We start from the raw sequence: 16,304 nt of genomic DNA, 5'->3' as shown, positions 1-16,304 counted from the left end.
GGGAGGACGGTACATATGGCCAAAAAATTGCCAAAGGTTGACGTCGTGATCGTGGGGGTGGGCTGGGGTGGAGGCATTATTGCTTCTGAGCTAACCAAGCAAGGTCTGACGGTGGTGGGGCTAGAGAGAGGCAAGGAGCGCAAAACCGAAGACTACTTCATGGTACACGACGAATTGCGTTACGCTCTTCGTTACGAGCTTATGCAAGATTTGTCCAAGGAAACGATCACGTTCCGCAGTAAAATGAACGTTCGCGCGCTTCCCATGCGGTCATACGGTTCCTTTTTGCTCGGGACAGGACTCGGGGGTGCTGGTGTCCACTGGAACGGACAGACCTTCCGCTTCCTGCCGTATGATTTCGAGATCCGCAGCAAGACGATTGAAAGGTATGGCGCAAAGAAAATTCCAGAGGGGATGACGATCCAGGATTGGGGCATTACCTACGATCAACTGGAGCCGTACTTCGATAAGTTTGAAAAGATGGCGGGAATCGCAGGCGAGGAGAATCCGTTGGGGGGAAAACGCTCGAGTCCGTATCCGATACCTCCGATGCGTACTACACCAAGCATGCAATTATTTGCGGATGCGGCGAAAAAGAAAAACCTGCATCCATACATCCTTCCCTCAGCAAATCTCTCGCAAGCGTATACCAATCCAGACGGGGTGGCACGGGCAGCTTGTCAATATTGCGGCTTCTGTGAAAGGTTTGGCTGTGAGTACGGAGCAAAAGCCGATCCAGTGGTGACGGTGATTCCGGTAGCCAAGAAGACAGGGAAGTTTGAAATTCGCACGCATTCCCATGTCCGCAGAATATTACATACAGGGAACAAGGCGACTGGCGTCTTGTATACGGATGTCACGACAGGGGAGGAATTCGAACAGCCCGCTGATATTGTGGTAATGACCAGCTATGTATTCAACAACACGCGCATCTTGCTCATGTCCAAGCTGGGTAAACCGTATGATCCAGCAACGGGAAAAGGCGTGATCGGTAAAAACTACGCCTACCAGGTCATGAGAGGAGGCGCAGTCGGCTTCTTCGACGACAGGGAGTTTAATAATTATGCTGGCGCAGGATCGTTGGGAATGTGTTTGGATGACTACAACGGTGATAACTTCGATCACTCCGATCTGAAATTTATCCATGGGGCGAATATCTCTGTCACACAAACCGGCTACCGACCAATCGGCACGAACAAGGTACCGCCGGGGACGCCTAGCTGGGGCAAGGAGTTCAAGGCGGCATCAATCAAATACACGAATCGCTTCATATCGGTAGGCGCCCAAGGGGCTTCGATGCCATTTCGACAGCACTTCCTTGATCTGGACCCTACGTACAAGGATGCGTTTGGCGATCCGTTGATTCGCATTACATATGATTTCGTCGACCAGGACAGAGAGCTGGCGGCTTTTTGTGCAGATAAGTGCGCGGAAATTGTAAAAGAAATGGGAGCGAACGAGAAGCTCGAAATCAACCGCAAGCTCGGACCCTACGATATCACACCATACCAATCGACGCATAATACAGGCGGTGTCATCATGGGTGCTTCACCTGACACTTCGGCAGTCAACAACTATTTGCAGATGTGGGATGCGGAAAACGTATTTGTCGTCGGGGCTTCCTCGTTTGCTCATAATAGCGGCTACAATCCGACAGGAACGATGGGTGCTCTCTCCTATCGAGCAGCAGAGGGCATTTTGAAGTACAGGAAAAGCGGGGGCGGCATGCTCGTATAAGCTGCTTTTCTAATCATGCAAAACGCAATTGCAACTATGCGAAAAGTCGTTGGGGCAACTAACGGCTTTTTTGCGTGCATCTGAAAAAGTTGATTTTCATATTTGCGAATGTCTATGAGCGCAAAAAGCGCAAAGCCCTGAAATGATGCGGTTTCTAACCTTGGCATGCTCCTTGCTATAGCATTTGGTAACAGCACAAACCAAAGGGAGAGACAGTAAATGACGACAAACAAGTGGAAGATGGACACCTCCATTATTCATACCGCACAAACGCCTTGCCAAAAAACAGGAGCAGTCGTATCCGCAGTGGTGCCTGCCGTGGCCTACGCCTTTCCAGATGCAGACTCCGCAGCGGCGTGCGTGGCGGGCGAGCGGGAAGGAACGTACTACGGAAGATATGGCAACCCTACCATCACCACTTTAGAGCAAAAAATCGCCGCATTGGAAAATGGAGAAGCTGCCTTGGGCGTAAGCAGTGGGATGGCTGCCATTTCGGGGGCTTTGCTCGCCTTTTTGAAGCAGGGGGATCATGTGGTGTGTACGCGGGATGTGTACGGTGGGAGCTACAAGTTTCTTACGACCATGGCCCCGCGTTATGGCATTGCGACGGACTTTGTCGATTGCACCGATTTGCAGGCAGTCGAGAGAGCATTTTTGCCAAACACAAAAGTCCTGTACATCGAAACACCCTCGAACCCGTGCCTGACTGTTTTAGATATCTCGGCGTTGTCACGTTTGGCGCACGCACATGGCATTGTGGTCATCGTCGACAACACCTTCTTAACGCCGTATTTGCAGCGACCGCTTGAGCTAGGGGCGGATGTCGTCGTGCATAGCGCCACCAAATATTTGAACGGACATGGCGATGTCATCGCGGGCTTCATCGTCGGGAAGCAGGAGCATATCCAATTCATGCGCAAAAACGTCATGGGAGACTTGGGACAAAATTTGAATGCTTGGGATGCGTTCTTAATCCTGCGTGGGCTGAAGACACTCGGCTTGCGCGTCAGACAGCATGGGCAAAACGCACAGGCAGTGGCGGAGTTTTTGGCGCAGCACCCGGCAATCTCGCATGTCTACTACCCTGGTCTGCCTTCGCATCCACAGCATGAGCTGGCCAAACGGCAAATGGCCGGAATGGGCGGAATCGTTTCCTTCGAAGTAAAAGGCGGCTACGAGGCAGCCAAATCTTTCATTAACGCTCTGCACTTGGCTATGATATCGTTTAGTTTAGGAGATCCCGAGACACTGGTACAGCATCCTGCCTCGATGACGCATTCCTCGATTCCTGCCTCTGAGCGGATCAAGTTCAACATTACGGACGGTCTGATTCGCTTATCGACTGGCTTGGAGGATGTGGAGGATATCATCGCAGATTTGGAGCAGGCGCTGGCTAGTCTGCCAATGGCGGCGAGCAGGGGATAAAGGAACGTGAAATTGGAGGATTGGGCATGACAGAGTTTTCCCGGATCGAGGAATTCATTCAATCGTACGCCGACAATATTTCCAAAGTACTGGGACTCGATGTCACTATCCTGGATGAACAAGGGATACGTGTGAGCGGAACCGGCTACTATCAGGATCTGATTGGATTGCCTGCGCCGGAGGGATCGTTTTTCCGCATGATCCTGCAAACCGGACAGCCGGGAATGATTTTTGACATGAAAAAGAACGAGTCGGAGTGTGGCAATTGCAAGTTTTTGCAGCAATGCCGGGAGCTGGCGACGATTGGATTTCCGGTGCACAAGCGGGAGAAGACGGTAGGAGTCATCGGAATTATCGGCTTTTCCCCCGAGCAAAAAGAAAAAATGCTGCACCATTCGGAAAAATGGATGCCGTTTTTACAGCATACGAGTTCCTTGATAGAGCACAAGCTGCTAGAGCTGGATGCGGAACGGGAGAAGAGCTGCAACATTCAAGAGGAAATGCCGCAGGCTTCTGTTCATCCGGTGTATTTTGCCCAACTGATCGGTGCAGAAACAGGCTTGCGTGATGTGATTGCCAAAGCGAAAAAAGTGACGAACAGCATTTCCACTGTTTTGATCCGGGGAGAGAGCGGAACGGGCAAGGAGCTGTTGGCCAAAGCCATTCACTGCGAGAGTGCGCGCAGCAGACAGCCGTTTGTGGCAGTCAATTGCGCGGCGATTCCCGAGACCTTGCTAGAAAGCGAATTGTTCGGGTACGAAGGCGGCGCATTCACAGGCTCCAGACGCGAAGGGAAGCCGGGGAAATTTGAATTGGCCCACAAGGGAACGATTTTTCTGGATGAAGTAGGCGATATTCCGTTGTCCCTCCAGCCCAAGCTGCTGCGTGTCCTTCAGGAAAAAACGGTAGATCGGGTAGGCGGCGTGAAGACGCTAGGTGTCGATGTGCGTGTCATTGCGGCCACACACAGAGATTTGGAGAGCATGGTCAGGGAAGGGACGTTTCGCGAGGACTTGTATTATCGTCTCAACGTCATCCCCCTGCGGTTAAAGCCGTTGCGTGAACGTACGGAGGATATCGCGCTTTACTTGCAGCACTTCCTGTATCGGTACGGGACGTTGCTGCAAAAAGGCAAACTGGAGCTCGAAGCCCAACTCGTCCAGCGACTACGAGCATACGAATGGCCGGGGAATATTCGTCAGCTCGAAAATGCCGTCGAGTATATGGTCAACATGGCGGAGGGGCAGGTCATCGGCAATGAGGAGCTTCCAGAGTATTTGCTGTTCGAGGATGAGTCGTCGACAGCAGGAAGCGATTTGGGACTGGAAAAGCTGGTGGCAGAATACGAACGCTCCATTCTCCAGCGCTATTTGAACGCAGGCAATTATGGACAGGACAAAGCCGCGATTGCCAATGAGCTGCGAATCAGCTTGTCGACCTTGTACCGGAAGATGGAGAAGTACGGATTGGAAAAAGGATAGAGGAAAAATAAAAAACCAGCCTGGATTGATCGGAGTTTTTCCGACGTACGGGCTGGTTTGTTTGTATTTACGAAGGGTTTGGTTCTTTTTTCGCTTTGAGCTCGTAATGGCCGGTTTTGCCGCTAATGTACCACTCAGGGGTTTCTTCCTCACGTGCTTGGCGGTGACCTGCCAGATGAACATCACTCAGCTCCCACTGCTTCCACGCCTCTTTTGATTCCCAACGGATCATGACGACCACTTCTTCTTCACCTTTGCGTGGCTTCTGTACCAGCACGCTTAAATCTACAAAGCCAGGAGCCTTCTCAACAGCACCAGGCTCGCTAAAGCCTTGTACAATTTTGTCAGAATGACCTTCCTGGACGACGTATGTTTTTATCTCCATCATCATGAAGCGCGACACTCCTTATATACCATTTCCCTACTTTCTCATATTATTGAGAAATATTATCATTGTCAACCAGATATTAGGAAATAGCGGGACGATCGAGATGTAGACCGAAAAATGTATTTTGACCTCATTATTTATTAGGGTGTAGTAACATAAAGTAATAAAATTGTAGGGGGGCTTTAAATGCCTGATCTCTTGCTTGTGATATTTTTGATAAACTTATCTTTATTTCTTTTGCACGAAATGGATGCGATTAGACGTTCTGAGTGGAGATTGTTTATCGTGCTTAAGGATATGGAGGATTCTAAAGCTTATAAAGTATTCACATTTATTCACCTTCCACTTTACACAATAATACTCTATTTACTTTTTAGTAAATATCAGACAGTTACTTTTTGGGTCCTAGATTTATTTTTTATCATACATGCAATCCTGCACCTATTTTTTGAAAAGCACCCCCGTAATGGATTTAAAAATACATTTTCCAGAACAATTATTTATCCAATGGGAATCCTAGCGGCTATTCATTTAGTATTACTATTTAATAACTGAGTACCAATAATATCAAAGACAAAGATGTTTGATTCGATAGCAATATTAAAACTCATGTGATAAAGAACTGAGGCAGTCTAGGACTTTATTTTCTCGTCCAAGGCTGCCGATTGTATTTTAAACAAGTAAGTCTAATGCTGAATTTTCTTTGAGCACGAGAGCTTCGTTTTCAAGTGGAACTTCTTCTTTCTTGGGGGCAGCGAAAATATCAATACCGCGTTCGAGCAGGATTTCTACCGCTTCGCGAACAGGGAGAAGTGGCAGTTGCATTTCATCGGCTACGGCAGCTTCTATATCAGAGACAGTGTGGAGGGTTGTTATCTGGTTTGTGCCATCCGAATAGCCGAGCTGGAGGGTATTGTTTTTGAGTACCACGAAGCGATCTTGCTCCAGCTGAAAACGATGAATGTGAAGTCGATTCAAAAAGAAGGCGTCTGGTAAAAACGAGGAGCGGATGACTTCCGTCAAGTCGGACAGTTCTTTTCGTTCATTCGGATGAAAATCCCACGGAGGAATTGCCACTTTTCCGTTTTCATACCGCGTAAAGCGATAGTGTTCAGGATGATCGGGACTTTTGGTTAAATCCATCGAAACAGTGCCAAAAGATCTGGCATGGTTCCCCTCTTCCAGAAAATGAATCGGCTCAAAGATAGGAGCAGTAGCGCCTGTATCTACATAGACAGGTGTTTCTCCAGTATCGGGACCATCGATCAGGATGGCAGCATGCCCTCCCCCTGGCAAGACCAGATTACCGGAAAATCCAAGTGCACGAAGCAGTGCGAGAAAGCTGTGATTATTTGTCATGCATGTGCCGCCGAAGTGATGACTGATTGCGTTTTGTACATATTCTTCCGGGGAAGGTATAGCATGTTTTCCAGCACGGAAGAAAAGCAGCTTGCTTACATTTTCATAAGGGAAAGTCTGCAGATGCGCACGGCAGAGCTCACTGAGATAAGAGAGGCTAGGGGACTTGCGATCTAGCTGTAGACGTTGAAGGTATAAACTCGCCCAGTTTGGTAAGATAGACATAAACAAGTTCACTCCTTATATAAAATAAATAGTAAATAAAAATGTTTATTAAATAGCTGTAGGGAGATCGTATCACATAGGACAAGTGGTAATCAATCTAAATTTTTCCATGAAGACAAAAAGGCACCGGAAGGATATCCTCCGGTGCTAGCGGGTCCCTAGTCCGCTGTCTTTTTCGTACGAATAAATAAGTGCAGAAGAAATTATAACAACGACTTAATTTCCCCGGTGTTCGGGTTCACTACGAACCAGCCATACGTACTGGTGTAGCTGTCGCCAGATTGGAAGTTGTTCACGACCGTTTGGTACACATGAATGACATAGTGACCTTTTTCGTCGTCATGAGCGTACTCAACTACATGTGTCGGCGAGAGTTTGCCAGCGAATTTCTTTTTCACCAGCTCGATCGCTTCCATTTTGGAGTACATTTTTGCTGATGGGATTTTACCGATGAAAATCGATTTGGTTCTCGCGTCGTAAATGACAGGTTTGTTCAGGTTCTCTGCTACGAAGCGGATTGGCACATAGACAGAGTTTTTGTACATGATGCCTTGTACGTCACTGTTTGGTGATTTCGGCAAGCCGTCAAAGTAGTAGGTGAACGGTGTTTTCATTCCTTCTTCCGTGTCTGGAAAAGCAGGTGCTGCGATGGCAATTCCGGAAAAGAGCACCGAACCTACAACAATGCCCCCCAAAAATGACTTGATGTCCCATTTCATGATGTGAAACCCTCTCCCTTTCTCTTTTCTCTAAATCTTCCCAGCCATCATTATGTCAAAGATCATAGGAGAAAAGCTATCAAACGAGGGTACTAGGAAACAAAGACTAGGAATCATGAGAAAGATAGGACTAAATCAGAATAGTCCTAGTTCTCGAATCAGTGGTTCAGTGATTGGAAGGTTTGTGGTAAGGTAGAAAAAAACAGCGGACAAGGTGAGGAACATGGCTACCATATTGCAAAATGACTGGGCCCCCGTATTGGCCGATGAATTTGAGAAGCCCTATTATGTAAAGCTTCGTCAAACGTTGAAGGAAGAGTATCAGACGCAGACAATCTACCCAGATATGTATCATATATTCACAGCATTGCACCTGACTGAATATCAGAATGCAAAGGTTGTGATTCTGGGGCAGGACCCGTATCACGGACCGGGACAAGCACATGGATTGAGCTTTTCGGTCAGGCCGGGAATCAAGCCGCCGCCGTCACTGGTCAACATTTACAAAGAGCTGAAAAGCGATGTCGGCTTTGAAATTCCCCAGCATGGTTACCTGAACCATTGGGCGAAGCAAGGCGTCATGATGCTGAACACTGTTCTGACGGTTCGTCGGGGCACTCCGAATTCGCATAAGGACATTGGGTGGGAGACGTTTACGGATCGCATTATTCATTTGTTGAATGAACGGGAGACTCCACTCGTTTTCATCCTGTGGGGTAAGCATGCGCAGGAGAAGGCGGCATTCATTGATCGAAACAAGCATTTCGTCATCGCCTCCCCGCATCCGAGCCCATTTTCGGCGAATCGCGGCTTTTTTGGCAGCCGTCCTTTTTCGCGGACCAATGAGTTTTTGCGTTCGCACGGGCTTCAAGAGATTGATTGGCAGTTGCCGATGCATGTAGAAGAAGAGTAGTCTGTATTTGTGCAGGTAAAAGGAAAAGGATCTCCATTGTTTTGCATCATGCAAGGGAGATCCTTCTTTTTCTAATGATTAGTCTTTGCTTTTGACGACGAGCAGCTTGCCTGTTTGAATCGTGATTGTTCCAGTCTGTTCCGTTAGCAGATTGCTGATGCCAAGCGTGTCACCAATTCGCAGGGTTGCGTCCTGCAACGGATAGAGGAATCCGGTTAAGGTAATCCCTGTGACTTCCGGTGTAAAGGGCAGCAGGGAGATATGATCAAAATGATCCTGCTCTATCGTACTCTGGCGGTCAATCAGACGGATTTCATTGGTCTCATCGAGGATGCGGCAGTTGGTGCCCGTCTGCAACGCTTTGTTCAGCAATTGTACGTTTGCCAGCATATGGTCAAAACGAGAGCCAAGCACACCGAGCAGTACAATTTCCTCGGGCTGTTGCTCGATTGCCCAAGTAAGGGCCATCTCTGTATCAGTCAAATCCTTCATGACGGGATCGCAGGAGGAGACGTGCATACTGTGGTGTTCAATTTCTGCCATTTCCTCGGAGCTGACTGAATCAAAGTCACCGATCGACAATTTTGGCTCAAGACCGTTGCGAACGAGGAACAAGGCACCTCTGTCAACACCGACGAGCCAATCATTTTCGCGTATCTCTTGGATCGCCCAGTTGCCCAGATTGCCTCCAGCGAATAGTAGGATGCGTGTAGGATTCATGCTACGGCCACCTTTTTTCTATTAAAAATATCCTCTATGTAGAAATCGAAGAGCGAAATGTGCTTTGACAAGCGAGGCGATAGCCTGTAGCGAGTTTTTCTCCCAGCTTTGCTTTTTCCTGTCCGCTTGGGGTGTCGAGTAATGATGCACCAGCTACGATCTGTACACTGCACTTGCCGCAATGCCCTTGTTGGCATTTGTAAGCGATAGGTTGATCTTGCGTGAGCGCAGCTTGCAATAGTGTCTCGGAGGGAGTATACCGGACTGGCATCGTTTGTGAGCGTTGTTTCACCTGTACGAGCTTCTGCTCTGATTGGGGGCGAGCCGGGCTCCTATCTGTTTTTTTCAACGACGTATGCGTATGCACGGGAACGGGAGCTGGAGTCGACATCTGTACGTCAGATCGTCCCGGAATGAGCGAGCCGACCGTAAGCTGTTTGCGCATAGGAACCTCCCGAGAAAGTGATTTTTTAATTTTACCATGTCAGGCGGGTGGGTGACAAAGCTGGAGAAAGGTGTGTAGATGATTGAATTTTTAGATTTTATCGATTAAAATAATTCTATTAAATACCAGGAAGGTGATACCATGATTACCATCAAACGGATGAGCGACTGTACCTTTGCAGAAGTGACCAAAGCGTGGAACCGAGGCTTTGAAGGCTATTTTATAGAGTTTACGATGACAGAAGAAATGCTTGTCCAGCGACTGGGGGGCGAGGGATACGTACTGTCCCTGTCTGTGGTTGCTTTTGATGGCACAGAGCCGATTGGCTTAGTGGCCAGCGGGATGAGGACCGTTGCAGGGAAAAAAGTCGCGTGGAATGGTGGAACGGGTGTCGCCACAAAATATCGTCGCCAAGGAGTAGGGAAGCAACTGATTGAGGCGACATTGGATCTGTACAGAGAAGCTGGGGTGGAAGTAGCTACCTTGGAGGCATTGAGCCAAAATACCAAAGCGATTGCCTTGTATGAGCAAAAAGGCTATGACGTTGTAGATCGTCTGTTGTTTTTACAGCAGAGTGGACCACTGGAGGAGAATGCCTTTCAGACAAATGTACAGGCTGATTATCGGGTTCGGCGGATTTTGGCCCAGGAAGCCGCCATGCTGCCGTTTTACGTGACCGATGTCCCTTGGCAAAATTACTGGCTGAACTTGCGAGATGCGCAGGCTGTGCTCGTAGAAGACAGAGAGGGTCAGGCGGTCGGCTATGCGATGTACAAGTGTGCGGTAAACGAAGAAGGCAAAGTAAGTGGGATCGTACTGCGTCAATGTGTAGCGCAGCCAGAGCATCCTAATGCACCAGACATTTTGAAAACCGCACTCGCGCATGTGTATGGGCCGCTTGGACACGATTGCCGCCGGTCTACGTTTAATATGCGTGCGGCTGATACCTTGCTTGTTGATATACTGCAAGCGGCAGGATTCAGTGCTTCCGAGACAGAGCAGGTGTTTATGATCAAGCAGATGGAAGCTGCACAGACCCCTGTCGTTTAGGGAGTAAAGGCGTCTGTCAATGCTGGCAGTTCGTGCAGGCGAATACTTTGCGGGAGGAGAGCTCGCTCTTTTCGATAGGCTGTCCACAGCGCGGGCAAGGCTCTCCGCCGCGATCGTACACCTGGCAGCGCTCATCGAAGCCGCCTGTCAGGGAATCGCCTTGAAAAAGCGGCTGCATGTAACCGCCGAATCGAATTGCTTCTTTGAGCACGGTTTGCATGGAATGATACAGTCGTTTTTGTTCCTCGAGAGAAAGTGTCGGGATCGTTCGGGTAGGCAGGATGGCGGCATGAAAGCAGATTTCGTCCGCATAGCAGTTGCCGATGCCCGCCAGCCAATGCTGATTGACTAGTGCTGTTTTGAGAACACCTCGTTTTTCATCAAGCAGCTCCGTAAATCGGGTAAAGGTAAACGACGAGTCCAATGGCTCGGGCCCAAGCGGAGCCAGCCTTTCGTCGATCTGAACGTTCGTGAGTAAATGCAGGTAGCCCAAACGGAGGCCGTGAAAATATAAAATGCGTTCTCCGAAGGCAAGAGTCACTTGGGCGGTTCTCTTCAGCTTGTCTTCGGCAGAGCCCAGGTATAGAAAACCACCGAGCATCAGATGAAGCAGCAGGACATGTCCACTTTCCAGATGGAAGAGAAGATGCTTGCCGCGTCGGTCGACTAGTGTCAGGCGATTATTTTGCAAAAGACGAGCAAATTCCGCAGGCGGCAGATTAATCGTTTTTTCCCGCTGAACGTGTGTGGCTGTAATCGTTTCGCCTTCGATTTTCTCCTGCAACAGTCGGCGATAGGTCTCCATCTCAGGTAATTCTGGCACGCTGACTCCCTCCCGTACGTAAAGTTTTTCGTAGGATTTCCCATATGGATGATTCGCATGCCGCACCTGTCACTGTTTTTCGGTGATGGGTCTTTTGAATTTAGACAAGATTACCAACGCTATTAGGAAATGGGGTAATATAATATGTAAGGTAGTAGGATGAGGGCATGACCCGAAGGATTATTGGACGGACAGGAGATTACATATGCAAAAAGTAGAATTAATCGCTACGGCGACTTTTGGTTTGGAATCAGTAGTAGCAGAAGAGGTAAAGGCGCTCGGATACGGTTCGGTACAGGTGGAAAACGGCAAGGTAACGTTCACCGCGGATATTTCTGCGATTCCCCGCACAAATTTGTGGTTACGAACTGCCGACCGCGTGCGTCTAAAGATAGGGGAGTTCAAAGCGACTACGTTTGACGAGCTGTTTGAAAAGACGAAGGCACTGCCGTGGGCCGATTGGATCACAGAGGATGGGACGTTTCCTGTGGAAGGAAAATCGGTCAAATCTACCTTGTTCAGTGTGCCGGATTGCCAAGCGATCGTGAAAAAAGCAGTGGTAGAAAGTCTGAAAAAGACCTACAAGCGCGAGTGGTTCGATGAGCAAGGGCCGCTGTACAAGATCGAAGTGGCACTTCTCAAAGATGTGGCGACGCTGACGATTGATACGTCAGGACCGGGCCTGCACAAGCGCGGCTACCGGGAATTGATCGGACAAGCGCCACTGAAGGAAACCATGGCTGCGGCGATGATTATGCTGTCTCGCTGGAAGCCTGATCGGGTATTCATGGACCCATTCTGTGGATCGGGTACACTTCCGATTGAGGCGGCGTTGATCGGACAAAACATCGCTCCGGGGATGAACCGGGAATTCGTTTCTGAGACGTGGCCTGTCATTCCGAAAACAGCTTGGCGTGAAGCTCGCGCAGAAACCCATGATTTGGCGCGCTATGATCAAAAGCTGGAGATTATCGGGACAGATATAGATGACGAGATCCTGAAGATTGCCCGCCGGAACGCGACGGAGGCTGGTGTAGATGACCTGATTCATTTTCAGCGCATGGATGTGCGGGATGTGCGAACCAAGCGCAAGTACGGCTACTTGATTTGCAACCCACCTTATGGGGAGCGCTTGGGAGAATGGAAGCAGGTTGCCAAGATGTATGGCGAAATGGGGAAAACCTTTGCTGCCATGGATACGTGGTCTTTCTACATTATTACGTCCGACGAACAGTTTGAGGAGCACTTTGGTCGTACAGCAAGCAAAAAGCGCAAGCTCTACAACGGAAATATCAAAGTAGATTACTACCAGTTTTTCGGACCTAGACCGCCGCGCGGACCAATGGTTACCCCGACCGAATAAACATAAAGAAGGGGCATGGGCATAATTGGAGGAGAAAATGCAATGAGCAAGAAACGATTCGGGAGCAGAATGCTGGCTGCGCTATTGGCAGCGACTACATTACTGGTCCAAAGCACACCGCTGACTCATGCTGCAACAGAGCCAGAGAAACCGGCGGTGGAGAGTGGGAAACCAGCAGAAGAGACTAAGAAACTGGAAGATCAGTTCAAAAAACAAGAAGAAGCGCACACGGAGTTTACGGATTTGGGCAACAGCTACGCTAGTAAAGCCGTAAACAGACTCGCAGCTCTCCATATGATCAGTGGTCAGGGAGAAAACCGCTTCAACCCACAAAACACGATTTCTCGACAGGATATTGCGGTGCTTTTAACAAAAGTAATCGGTCTTCAACCAACAGAAATCGAGGATGCCGCTTTTGAGGATGTACCATTGGAAAGTCCTTATGCACCGTACGTTTATGGGCTCACTGAGGTGGGTGTGATGAACGGCAGAAGTGAGCACAGCATGGGTGCTCTAGACCCGCTTACACGACAAGAGCTAGCTGTCATGCTGTCTCGCTTGATGAAAGAGGGATCTGTGACCAAAGTGGCAGGTCAGACTCCTGTTACTTACAGCGATGAAGAAGAAATCGCAGACTACGCCAAAACGGCAGTGGAAGAAGTGACGAATCAGCGTTGGATGCAAGGTGCAGGCGGCAAGTTTAATCCGACAGGAACCGTCACGCGTGCGGAGGCAGCTGTGATCGCTGAGCGCGTCTTGGATGCACGCTACCAGCAAGCAGAGCAGGTGAAATACAAGGTAGATGTAGAGCGGCTTAGTTTGGCTGCTGGCACGAGCCAACGCTTGAAGGTAAGCAGTATCAGCGGAGATGAGTTGCCATTTACACCTATTTTCGCTTTTGATCGTCCTGAGCTGGGAACCATTTTGGCTGACGGAACCTTTGTTGCTGGTTCTACAGCAGGAAAAGGAAATCTCACGGTGACAGTCGGCTACCAAACGACGACAATTCCGGTTGAGATCAAGGATGCTGGTAAGCCAGCTGGCGAAAAGGCAGAGGACACATCAAAGACTGCAACGGTGACTTCCTCTACTGACTCGGCAACGAAAGTCGATGAAAGCAAGGCGGCCGTAGAGGGAGAAAAGCCAGACGCAGACAAAGGAACAACAGAAACGGATACAACGAAGCCTGCTGATCCAAAGGAAGAAGCGAAGGAGCCAGCAAAGAAGGAAGAACTGGTCAATATCGCGCCCGGCAGTTATACATCGGTGACTACTTTTGGAGCGCCAGACTCGTATTTCCAAGAGCTGGAGAAGCAGTATCCGGGTCCTGTAGGTGGACTTGTTACGCCAACAGAAGACTGGACGGGATACCACCGTCAGTTTGGGCGCAAGGTGACCGTTGAGCTCGACGAGGCGAAACCATTGGAGAGAGTTGCGCTGACGTTTAAGCAGCAGAAGACCTCGGGAATCACGATGCCAGAATACATGGAAGTCGAGGTATCTCGCGACGGAAAAGTGTGGTCGTATGCGGGAAGAGCCGTTCACGATGTTTCCGCCAAAGAGGACAAGCTCGTAACACGCACATTGAGCGTGACCTTGCCTGACGTCAACACCCGCTATGTCCGGGTATCCTTCCCGGTGAAAGTATTTACGTTCGCTCGTCAGCTGGAGGTATGGGCAAAATCCGATAGCGAGTGGAACAATGGCGCTGTCTTGCTGCCGCCACCAAACCCGGCGAAGCTGGAAGAAGCCAAACAAGTAGGGCGTCGTGTGGAAAATATGCTGCTCGCATATACTGGAGAGCATGGTGAACTCGGGACATGGACCAAAGAGGATTTCCTCCCGATGGTTGGCTACCGCACTGTAGATGGTTATATGCGTGACCAGATGTTTGACACGATTCTGTTCCTGCCGTATCAGACCATTCCTGCTACGAAGGAAAGCTGGACAAAGTACATGAATGATTTGTTCGGCTCAAATAAGCAGCTCGACGCTCTCAACCAGGCAATGCGGGAGTACAACCGCCTGCGCGGAACGTTGTATTCAACACCGGCGCAGGAAAATGTCGTGTTGGCTCTGCCATATCCGAATGCCAGTCAGACCAATTTTGGTCAACTGGATGAAAAGAAACCATCCCTCTCCTTCAACCCTGCGGGAATCGGGGAAGAGCAAGCGTATCAGAACCGCAAAGCTGCGTTGGAATGGTACTTCCAGGAGCTCATGAAGCGCTGGAACAAGGAAGGGTACGCCTATCTGAAGCTGGAAGGAATCTATTGGTTCCATGAGCTGGTGGAGGATAGCGCGCCGAAAGAGCGTCAATTGATTCGCGACATGGGAAGCATGGTGCATGACGAGGCGTTGCGCTACTATTGGATTCCGTATTTCGGTTCACCGGGAGTGTCTGAGTGGAAATCTCTTTATTTCGATAAGGCTTTCCTGCAGCCGAGCTATTACAGCGACAAGCCGGTGGGAATTGACCGTATTCAAGGGGTGCTGGAGGTCGTCAACAAGTACAACATGGACATCGAGATCGAAGGCGACTGGAAGATGTACAACGATCCGAAGTTCTATCAGACCTACTATAATCAGCTAGTTGCCACCCACAAGCTGGGGATGGATAAAAACAACGTACACGCTTACTACTTCGGCTCCAAGACATTGCTAGAGTCTGTCAAGAGCACGGACCCTGTCAAACGCGCCATCTATGATGATACGTACAAATGGATGCGCGGTCGTTTTGACAGAACAGAATTTTTCGAGGGCAGTGAGATGCCGTAGTGAATGGAAAAGAGTCTGTTTCCCGCTTTGAGGGGAGACAGACTTTTTTAATGCGGATGGGCAGACTCTCGCCCAATCGTTTTCCTATAGATCTCCACCAGTTCCTCCGCGATCATTTCTTTCGCCGCATGTAGAGGGGGACTTGGGTGGTAGTAATCGATTCCTTTGGGGCAGGGCTTGCCAAAAGTCGGTATTCCTGCTGCTGCGATCCGTTGTTTCCACAGTTTCTTGAGCGAAGAAAAATGCTGCCACGAATGGTGGTGGGAAAGCCCCCAACCGAGCAGGATCCACGGATGCTTTTGCAGTTCCTGCGTAGATACGAGTTGAGCCTCGAGCGTCGTCTCTTTTTCTTTAATCAATTGCTCAAAATGAGAGATGGCACTTACGGCAGCGGTGTTTTGTACGGAAAAAAGGTTGTAAATATGAAATCTCCCTGCCAATGGCCGCTTTCCATGAATCTTCTCTACTAGCCGGATCAATTGCCGCATCGTGGGATCGATCGTGGTTTGACCCATAATACTGTGGTGGGATGCAGGTCTTTCACGAAAGAGCTTTGCGCTGCCAGGATTCAGTAAAAGACAGCTCCCTAGAGAATGATGGCCCTCTGAATCAGGTCCCCATTGAAGGTAGGTGGAAGTACGGTAGACGACTCCATTTTTTTCTCTGAATGTAGCAAAGGCAATTGGCTGATCCATGTCAATCCCTCCTGGCCAAGCTTTTCTATGACCCATTTATATGTAAGGAGGGGAGTTGGCAGAACGTGATAACTCAGAGATAATCGTGGCCCTGATTCTTTTCGTCAGTTCAGATTCCCTAGCGTTTAACACCTCGTCCGCAGAAAGGAAATTGAAGAAACTTTTAGCCCCTGTCACGAAATG

The 16,304-nt window shown here is 49.3% G+C and carries 15 protein-coding genes; 8 read left to right on the top strand and 7 right to left on the bottom strand.

All coding sequences use genetic code 11. From position 1 onward, the window contains the following. The first annotated feature begins 15 nt into the window (after positions 1–15). From C7R91_RS07860 to C7R91_RS07850, 3 genes are all read left to right on the top strand, one after another. Complete coding sequence (locus C7R91_RS07860) at positions 16–1,737, top strand: GMC family oxidoreductase (protein WP_047069900.1); 1,722 nt, start codon at positions 16–18, stop codon at positions 1,735–1,737. Positions 1,738–1,956: 219 nt separating this feature from the next. After that, positions 1,957–3,162, top strand: coding sequence for a trans-sulfuration enzyme family protein (locus tag C7R91_RS07855; protein WP_047069899.1), 1,206 nt, complete (start codon positions 1,957–1,959; stop codon positions 3,160–3,162). 26 nt (positions 3,163–3,188) lie between these two features. Then, the gene (locus C7R91_RS07850) at positions 3,189–4,643 is read left to right on the top strand and encodes a sigma-54 interaction domain-containing protein (RefSeq protein ID WP_047069898.1); all 1,455 of its coding nucleotides are present in this window, start codon (positions 3,189–3,191) and stop codon (positions 4,641–4,643) included. A gap of 67 nt (positions 4,644–4,710) precedes the next feature. Here C7R91_RS07850 and C7R91_RS07845 read toward each other — a convergent pair whose 3' ends face one another. After that, a complete protein-coding gene (locus C7R91_RS07845; protein WP_047069896.1) occupies positions 4,711–5,034 on the bottom strand; it encodes an antibiotic biosynthesis monooxygenase family protein in 324 nt (107 codons plus the stop codon). A 183-nt stretch (positions 5,035–5,217) separates the two neighbouring features. Here C7R91_RS07845 and C7R91_RS29890 point away from each other — a divergent pair, with 183 nt between their 5' ends. Further along, positions 5,218–5,586, top strand: coding sequence for a DUF6713 family protein (locus C7R91_RS29890; RefSeq protein ID WP_047069895.1), 369 nt, complete (start codon positions 5,218–5,220; stop codon positions 5,584–5,586). A 117-nt stretch (positions 5,587–5,703) separates the two neighbouring features. Here the strand turns inward: C7R91_RS29890 and C7R91_RS07835 are convergent, their stop codons facing one another. Both C7R91_RS07835 and C7R91_RS07830 read right to left on the bottom strand, forming a co-directional pair. Beyond that, positions 5,704–6,615 (bottom strand): arylamine N-acetyltransferase, encoded by a 912-nt coding sequence (locus C7R91_RS07835; protein WP_047069893.1) that lies wholly within the window; start codon positions 6,613–6,615, stop codon positions 5,704–5,706. 203 nt (positions 6,616–6,818) lie between these two features. Further along, complete coding sequence (locus tag C7R91_RS07830) at positions 6,819–7,334, bottom strand: stalk domain-containing protein (RefSeq protein ID WP_047069892.1); 516 nt, start codon at positions 7,332–7,334, stop codon at positions 6,819–6,821. A gap of 223 nt (positions 7,335–7,557) precedes the next feature. On the opposite strand from C7R91_RS07830, the gene C7R91_RS07825 reads away from it, so the two are divergent. After that, a complete protein-coding gene (locus tag C7R91_RS07825; protein ID WP_047069890.1) occupies positions 7,558–8,247 on the top strand; it encodes a uracil-DNA glycosylase in 690 nt (229 codons plus the stop codon). 78 nt (positions 8,248–8,325) lie between these two features. Here the strand turns inward: C7R91_RS07825 and C7R91_RS07820 are convergent, their stop codons facing one another. Further along, the gene (locus C7R91_RS07820; RefSeq protein WP_047069889.1) at positions 8,326–8,967 is read right to left on the bottom strand and encodes a thiamine diphosphokinase; all 642 of its coding nucleotides are present in this window, start codon (positions 8,965–8,967) and stop codon (positions 8,326–8,328) included. A gap of 34 nt (positions 8,968–9,001) precedes the next feature. After that, positions 9,002–9,412 (bottom strand): 2Fe-2S iron-sulfur cluster binding domain-containing protein, encoded by a 411-nt coding sequence (locus tag C7R91_RS07815; protein WP_047069888.1) that lies wholly within the window; start codon positions 9,410–9,412, stop codon positions 9,002–9,004. Between the two features lie 141 nt (positions 9,413–9,553). On the opposite strand from C7R91_RS07815, the gene C7R91_RS07810 reads away from it, so the two are divergent. Continuing rightward, on the top strand, positions 9,554–10,462 hold the full coding sequence (locus C7R91_RS07810; protein ID WP_047069887.1) for a GNAT family N-acetyltransferase: 909 nt from the start codon (positions 9,554–9,556) through the stop codon (positions 10,460–10,462). A 16-nt stretch (positions 10,463–10,478) separates the two neighbouring features. On the opposite strand, the gene C7R91_RS07805 is transcribed toward C7R91_RS07810, so the two are convergent. Further along, positions 10,479–11,285: an Fpg/Nei family DNA glycosylase gene (locus tag C7R91_RS07805; protein ID WP_047069886.1), complete on the bottom strand. Its 807-nt coding sequence runs from the start codon at positions 11,283–11,285 to the stop codon at positions 10,479–10,481. 205 nt (positions 11,286–11,490) lie between these two features. On the opposite strand from C7R91_RS07805, the gene C7R91_RS07800 reads away from it, so the two are divergent. Both C7R91_RS07800 and C7R91_RS07795 read left to right on the top strand, forming a co-directional pair. After that, on the top strand, positions 11,491–12,648 hold the full coding sequence (locus tag C7R91_RS07800; RefSeq protein WP_047069885.1) for a THUMP domain-containing class I SAM-dependent RNA methyltransferase: 1,158 nt from the start codon (positions 11,491–11,493) through the stop codon (positions 12,646–12,648). Between the two features lie 42 nt (positions 12,649–12,690). Then, a complete protein-coding gene (locus C7R91_RS07795) occupies positions 12,691–15,426 on the top strand; it encodes a DUF4855 domain-containing protein (protein ID WP_047069884.1) in 2,736 nt (911 codons plus the stop codon). A gap of 47 nt (positions 15,427–15,473) precedes the next feature. On the opposite strand, the gene C7R91_RS07790 is transcribed toward C7R91_RS07795, so the two are convergent. Continuing rightward, the gene (locus tag C7R91_RS07790; protein WP_047069883.1) at positions 15,474–16,121 is read right to left on the bottom strand and encodes a hypothetical protein; all 648 of its coding nucleotides are present in this window, start codon (positions 16,119–16,121) and stop codon (positions 15,474–15,476) included. Positions 16,122–16,304 lie beyond the last annotated feature (183 nt).

Origin of the sequence: Brevibacillus formosus, assembly GCF_003013405.1 — a bacterium.
In the GTDB taxonomy this organism is placed as follows: Bacteria; Bacillota; Bacilli; order Brevibacillales; family Brevibacillaceae; genus Brevibacillus; species Brevibacillus formosus.
This window is presented reverse-complemented; position numbering and strand designations above follow the sequence as displayed.

Excerpts from the sequence above, each read along its gene's own strand:
- C7R91_RS07860 (WP_047069900.1), top strand. The coding sequence starts at position 16 with ATGGCCAAAAAATTGCCAAAGGTTGACGTCGTGATCGTGGGGGTGGGC.
- C7R91_RS07855 (WP_047069899.1), top strand. The coding sequence starts at position 1,957 with ATGACGACAAACAAGTGGAAGATGGACACCTCCATTATTCATACCGCA.
- C7R91_RS07850 (WP_047069898.1), top strand. The coding sequence starts at position 3,189 with ATGACAGAGTTTTCCCGGATCGAGGAATTCATTCAATCGTACGCCGAC.
- C7R91_RS07845 (WP_047069896.1), bottom strand. The coding sequence starts at position 5,034 with ATGATGATGGAGATAAAAACATACGTCGTCCAGGAAGGTCATTCTGAC.
- C7R91_RS29890 (WP_047069895.1), top strand. The coding sequence starts at position 5,218 with ATGCCTGATCTCTTGCTTGTGATATTTTTGATAAACTTATCTTTATTT.
- C7R91_RS07835 (WP_047069893.1), bottom strand. The coding sequence starts at position 6,615 with ATGTCTATCTTACCAAACTGGGCGAGTTTATACCTTCAACGTCTACAG.
- C7R91_RS07830 (WP_047069892.1), bottom strand. The coding sequence starts at position 7,334 with ATGAAATGGGACATCAAGTCATTTTTGGGGGGCATTGTTGTAGGTTCG.
- C7R91_RS07825 (WP_047069890.1), top strand. The coding sequence starts at position 7,558 with ATGGCTACCATATTGCAAAATGACTGGGCCCCCGTATTGGCCGATGAA.
- C7R91_RS07820 (WP_047069889.1), bottom strand. The coding sequence starts at position 8,967 with ATGAATCCTACACGCATCCTACTATTCGCTGGAGGCAATCTGGGCAAC.
- C7R91_RS07815 (WP_047069888.1), bottom strand. The coding sequence starts at position 9,412 with ATGCGCAAACAGCTTACGGTCGGCTCGCTCATTCCGGGACGATCTGAC.
- C7R91_RS07810 (WP_047069887.1), top strand. The coding sequence starts at position 9,554 with ATGATTACCATCAAACGGATGAGCGACTGTACCTTTGCAGAAGTGACC.
- C7R91_RS07800 (WP_047069885.1), top strand. The coding sequence starts at position 11,491 with ATGCAAAAAGTAGAATTAATCGCTACGGCGACTTTTGGTTTGGAATCA.
- C7R91_RS07795 (WP_047069884.1), top strand. The coding sequence starts at position 12,691 with ATGAGCAAGAAACGATTCGGGAGCAGAATGCTGGCTGCGCTATTGGCA.
- C7R91_RS07790 (WP_047069883.1), bottom strand. The coding sequence starts at position 16,121 with ATGGATCAGCCAATTGCCTTTGCTACATTCAGAGAAAAAAATGGAGTC.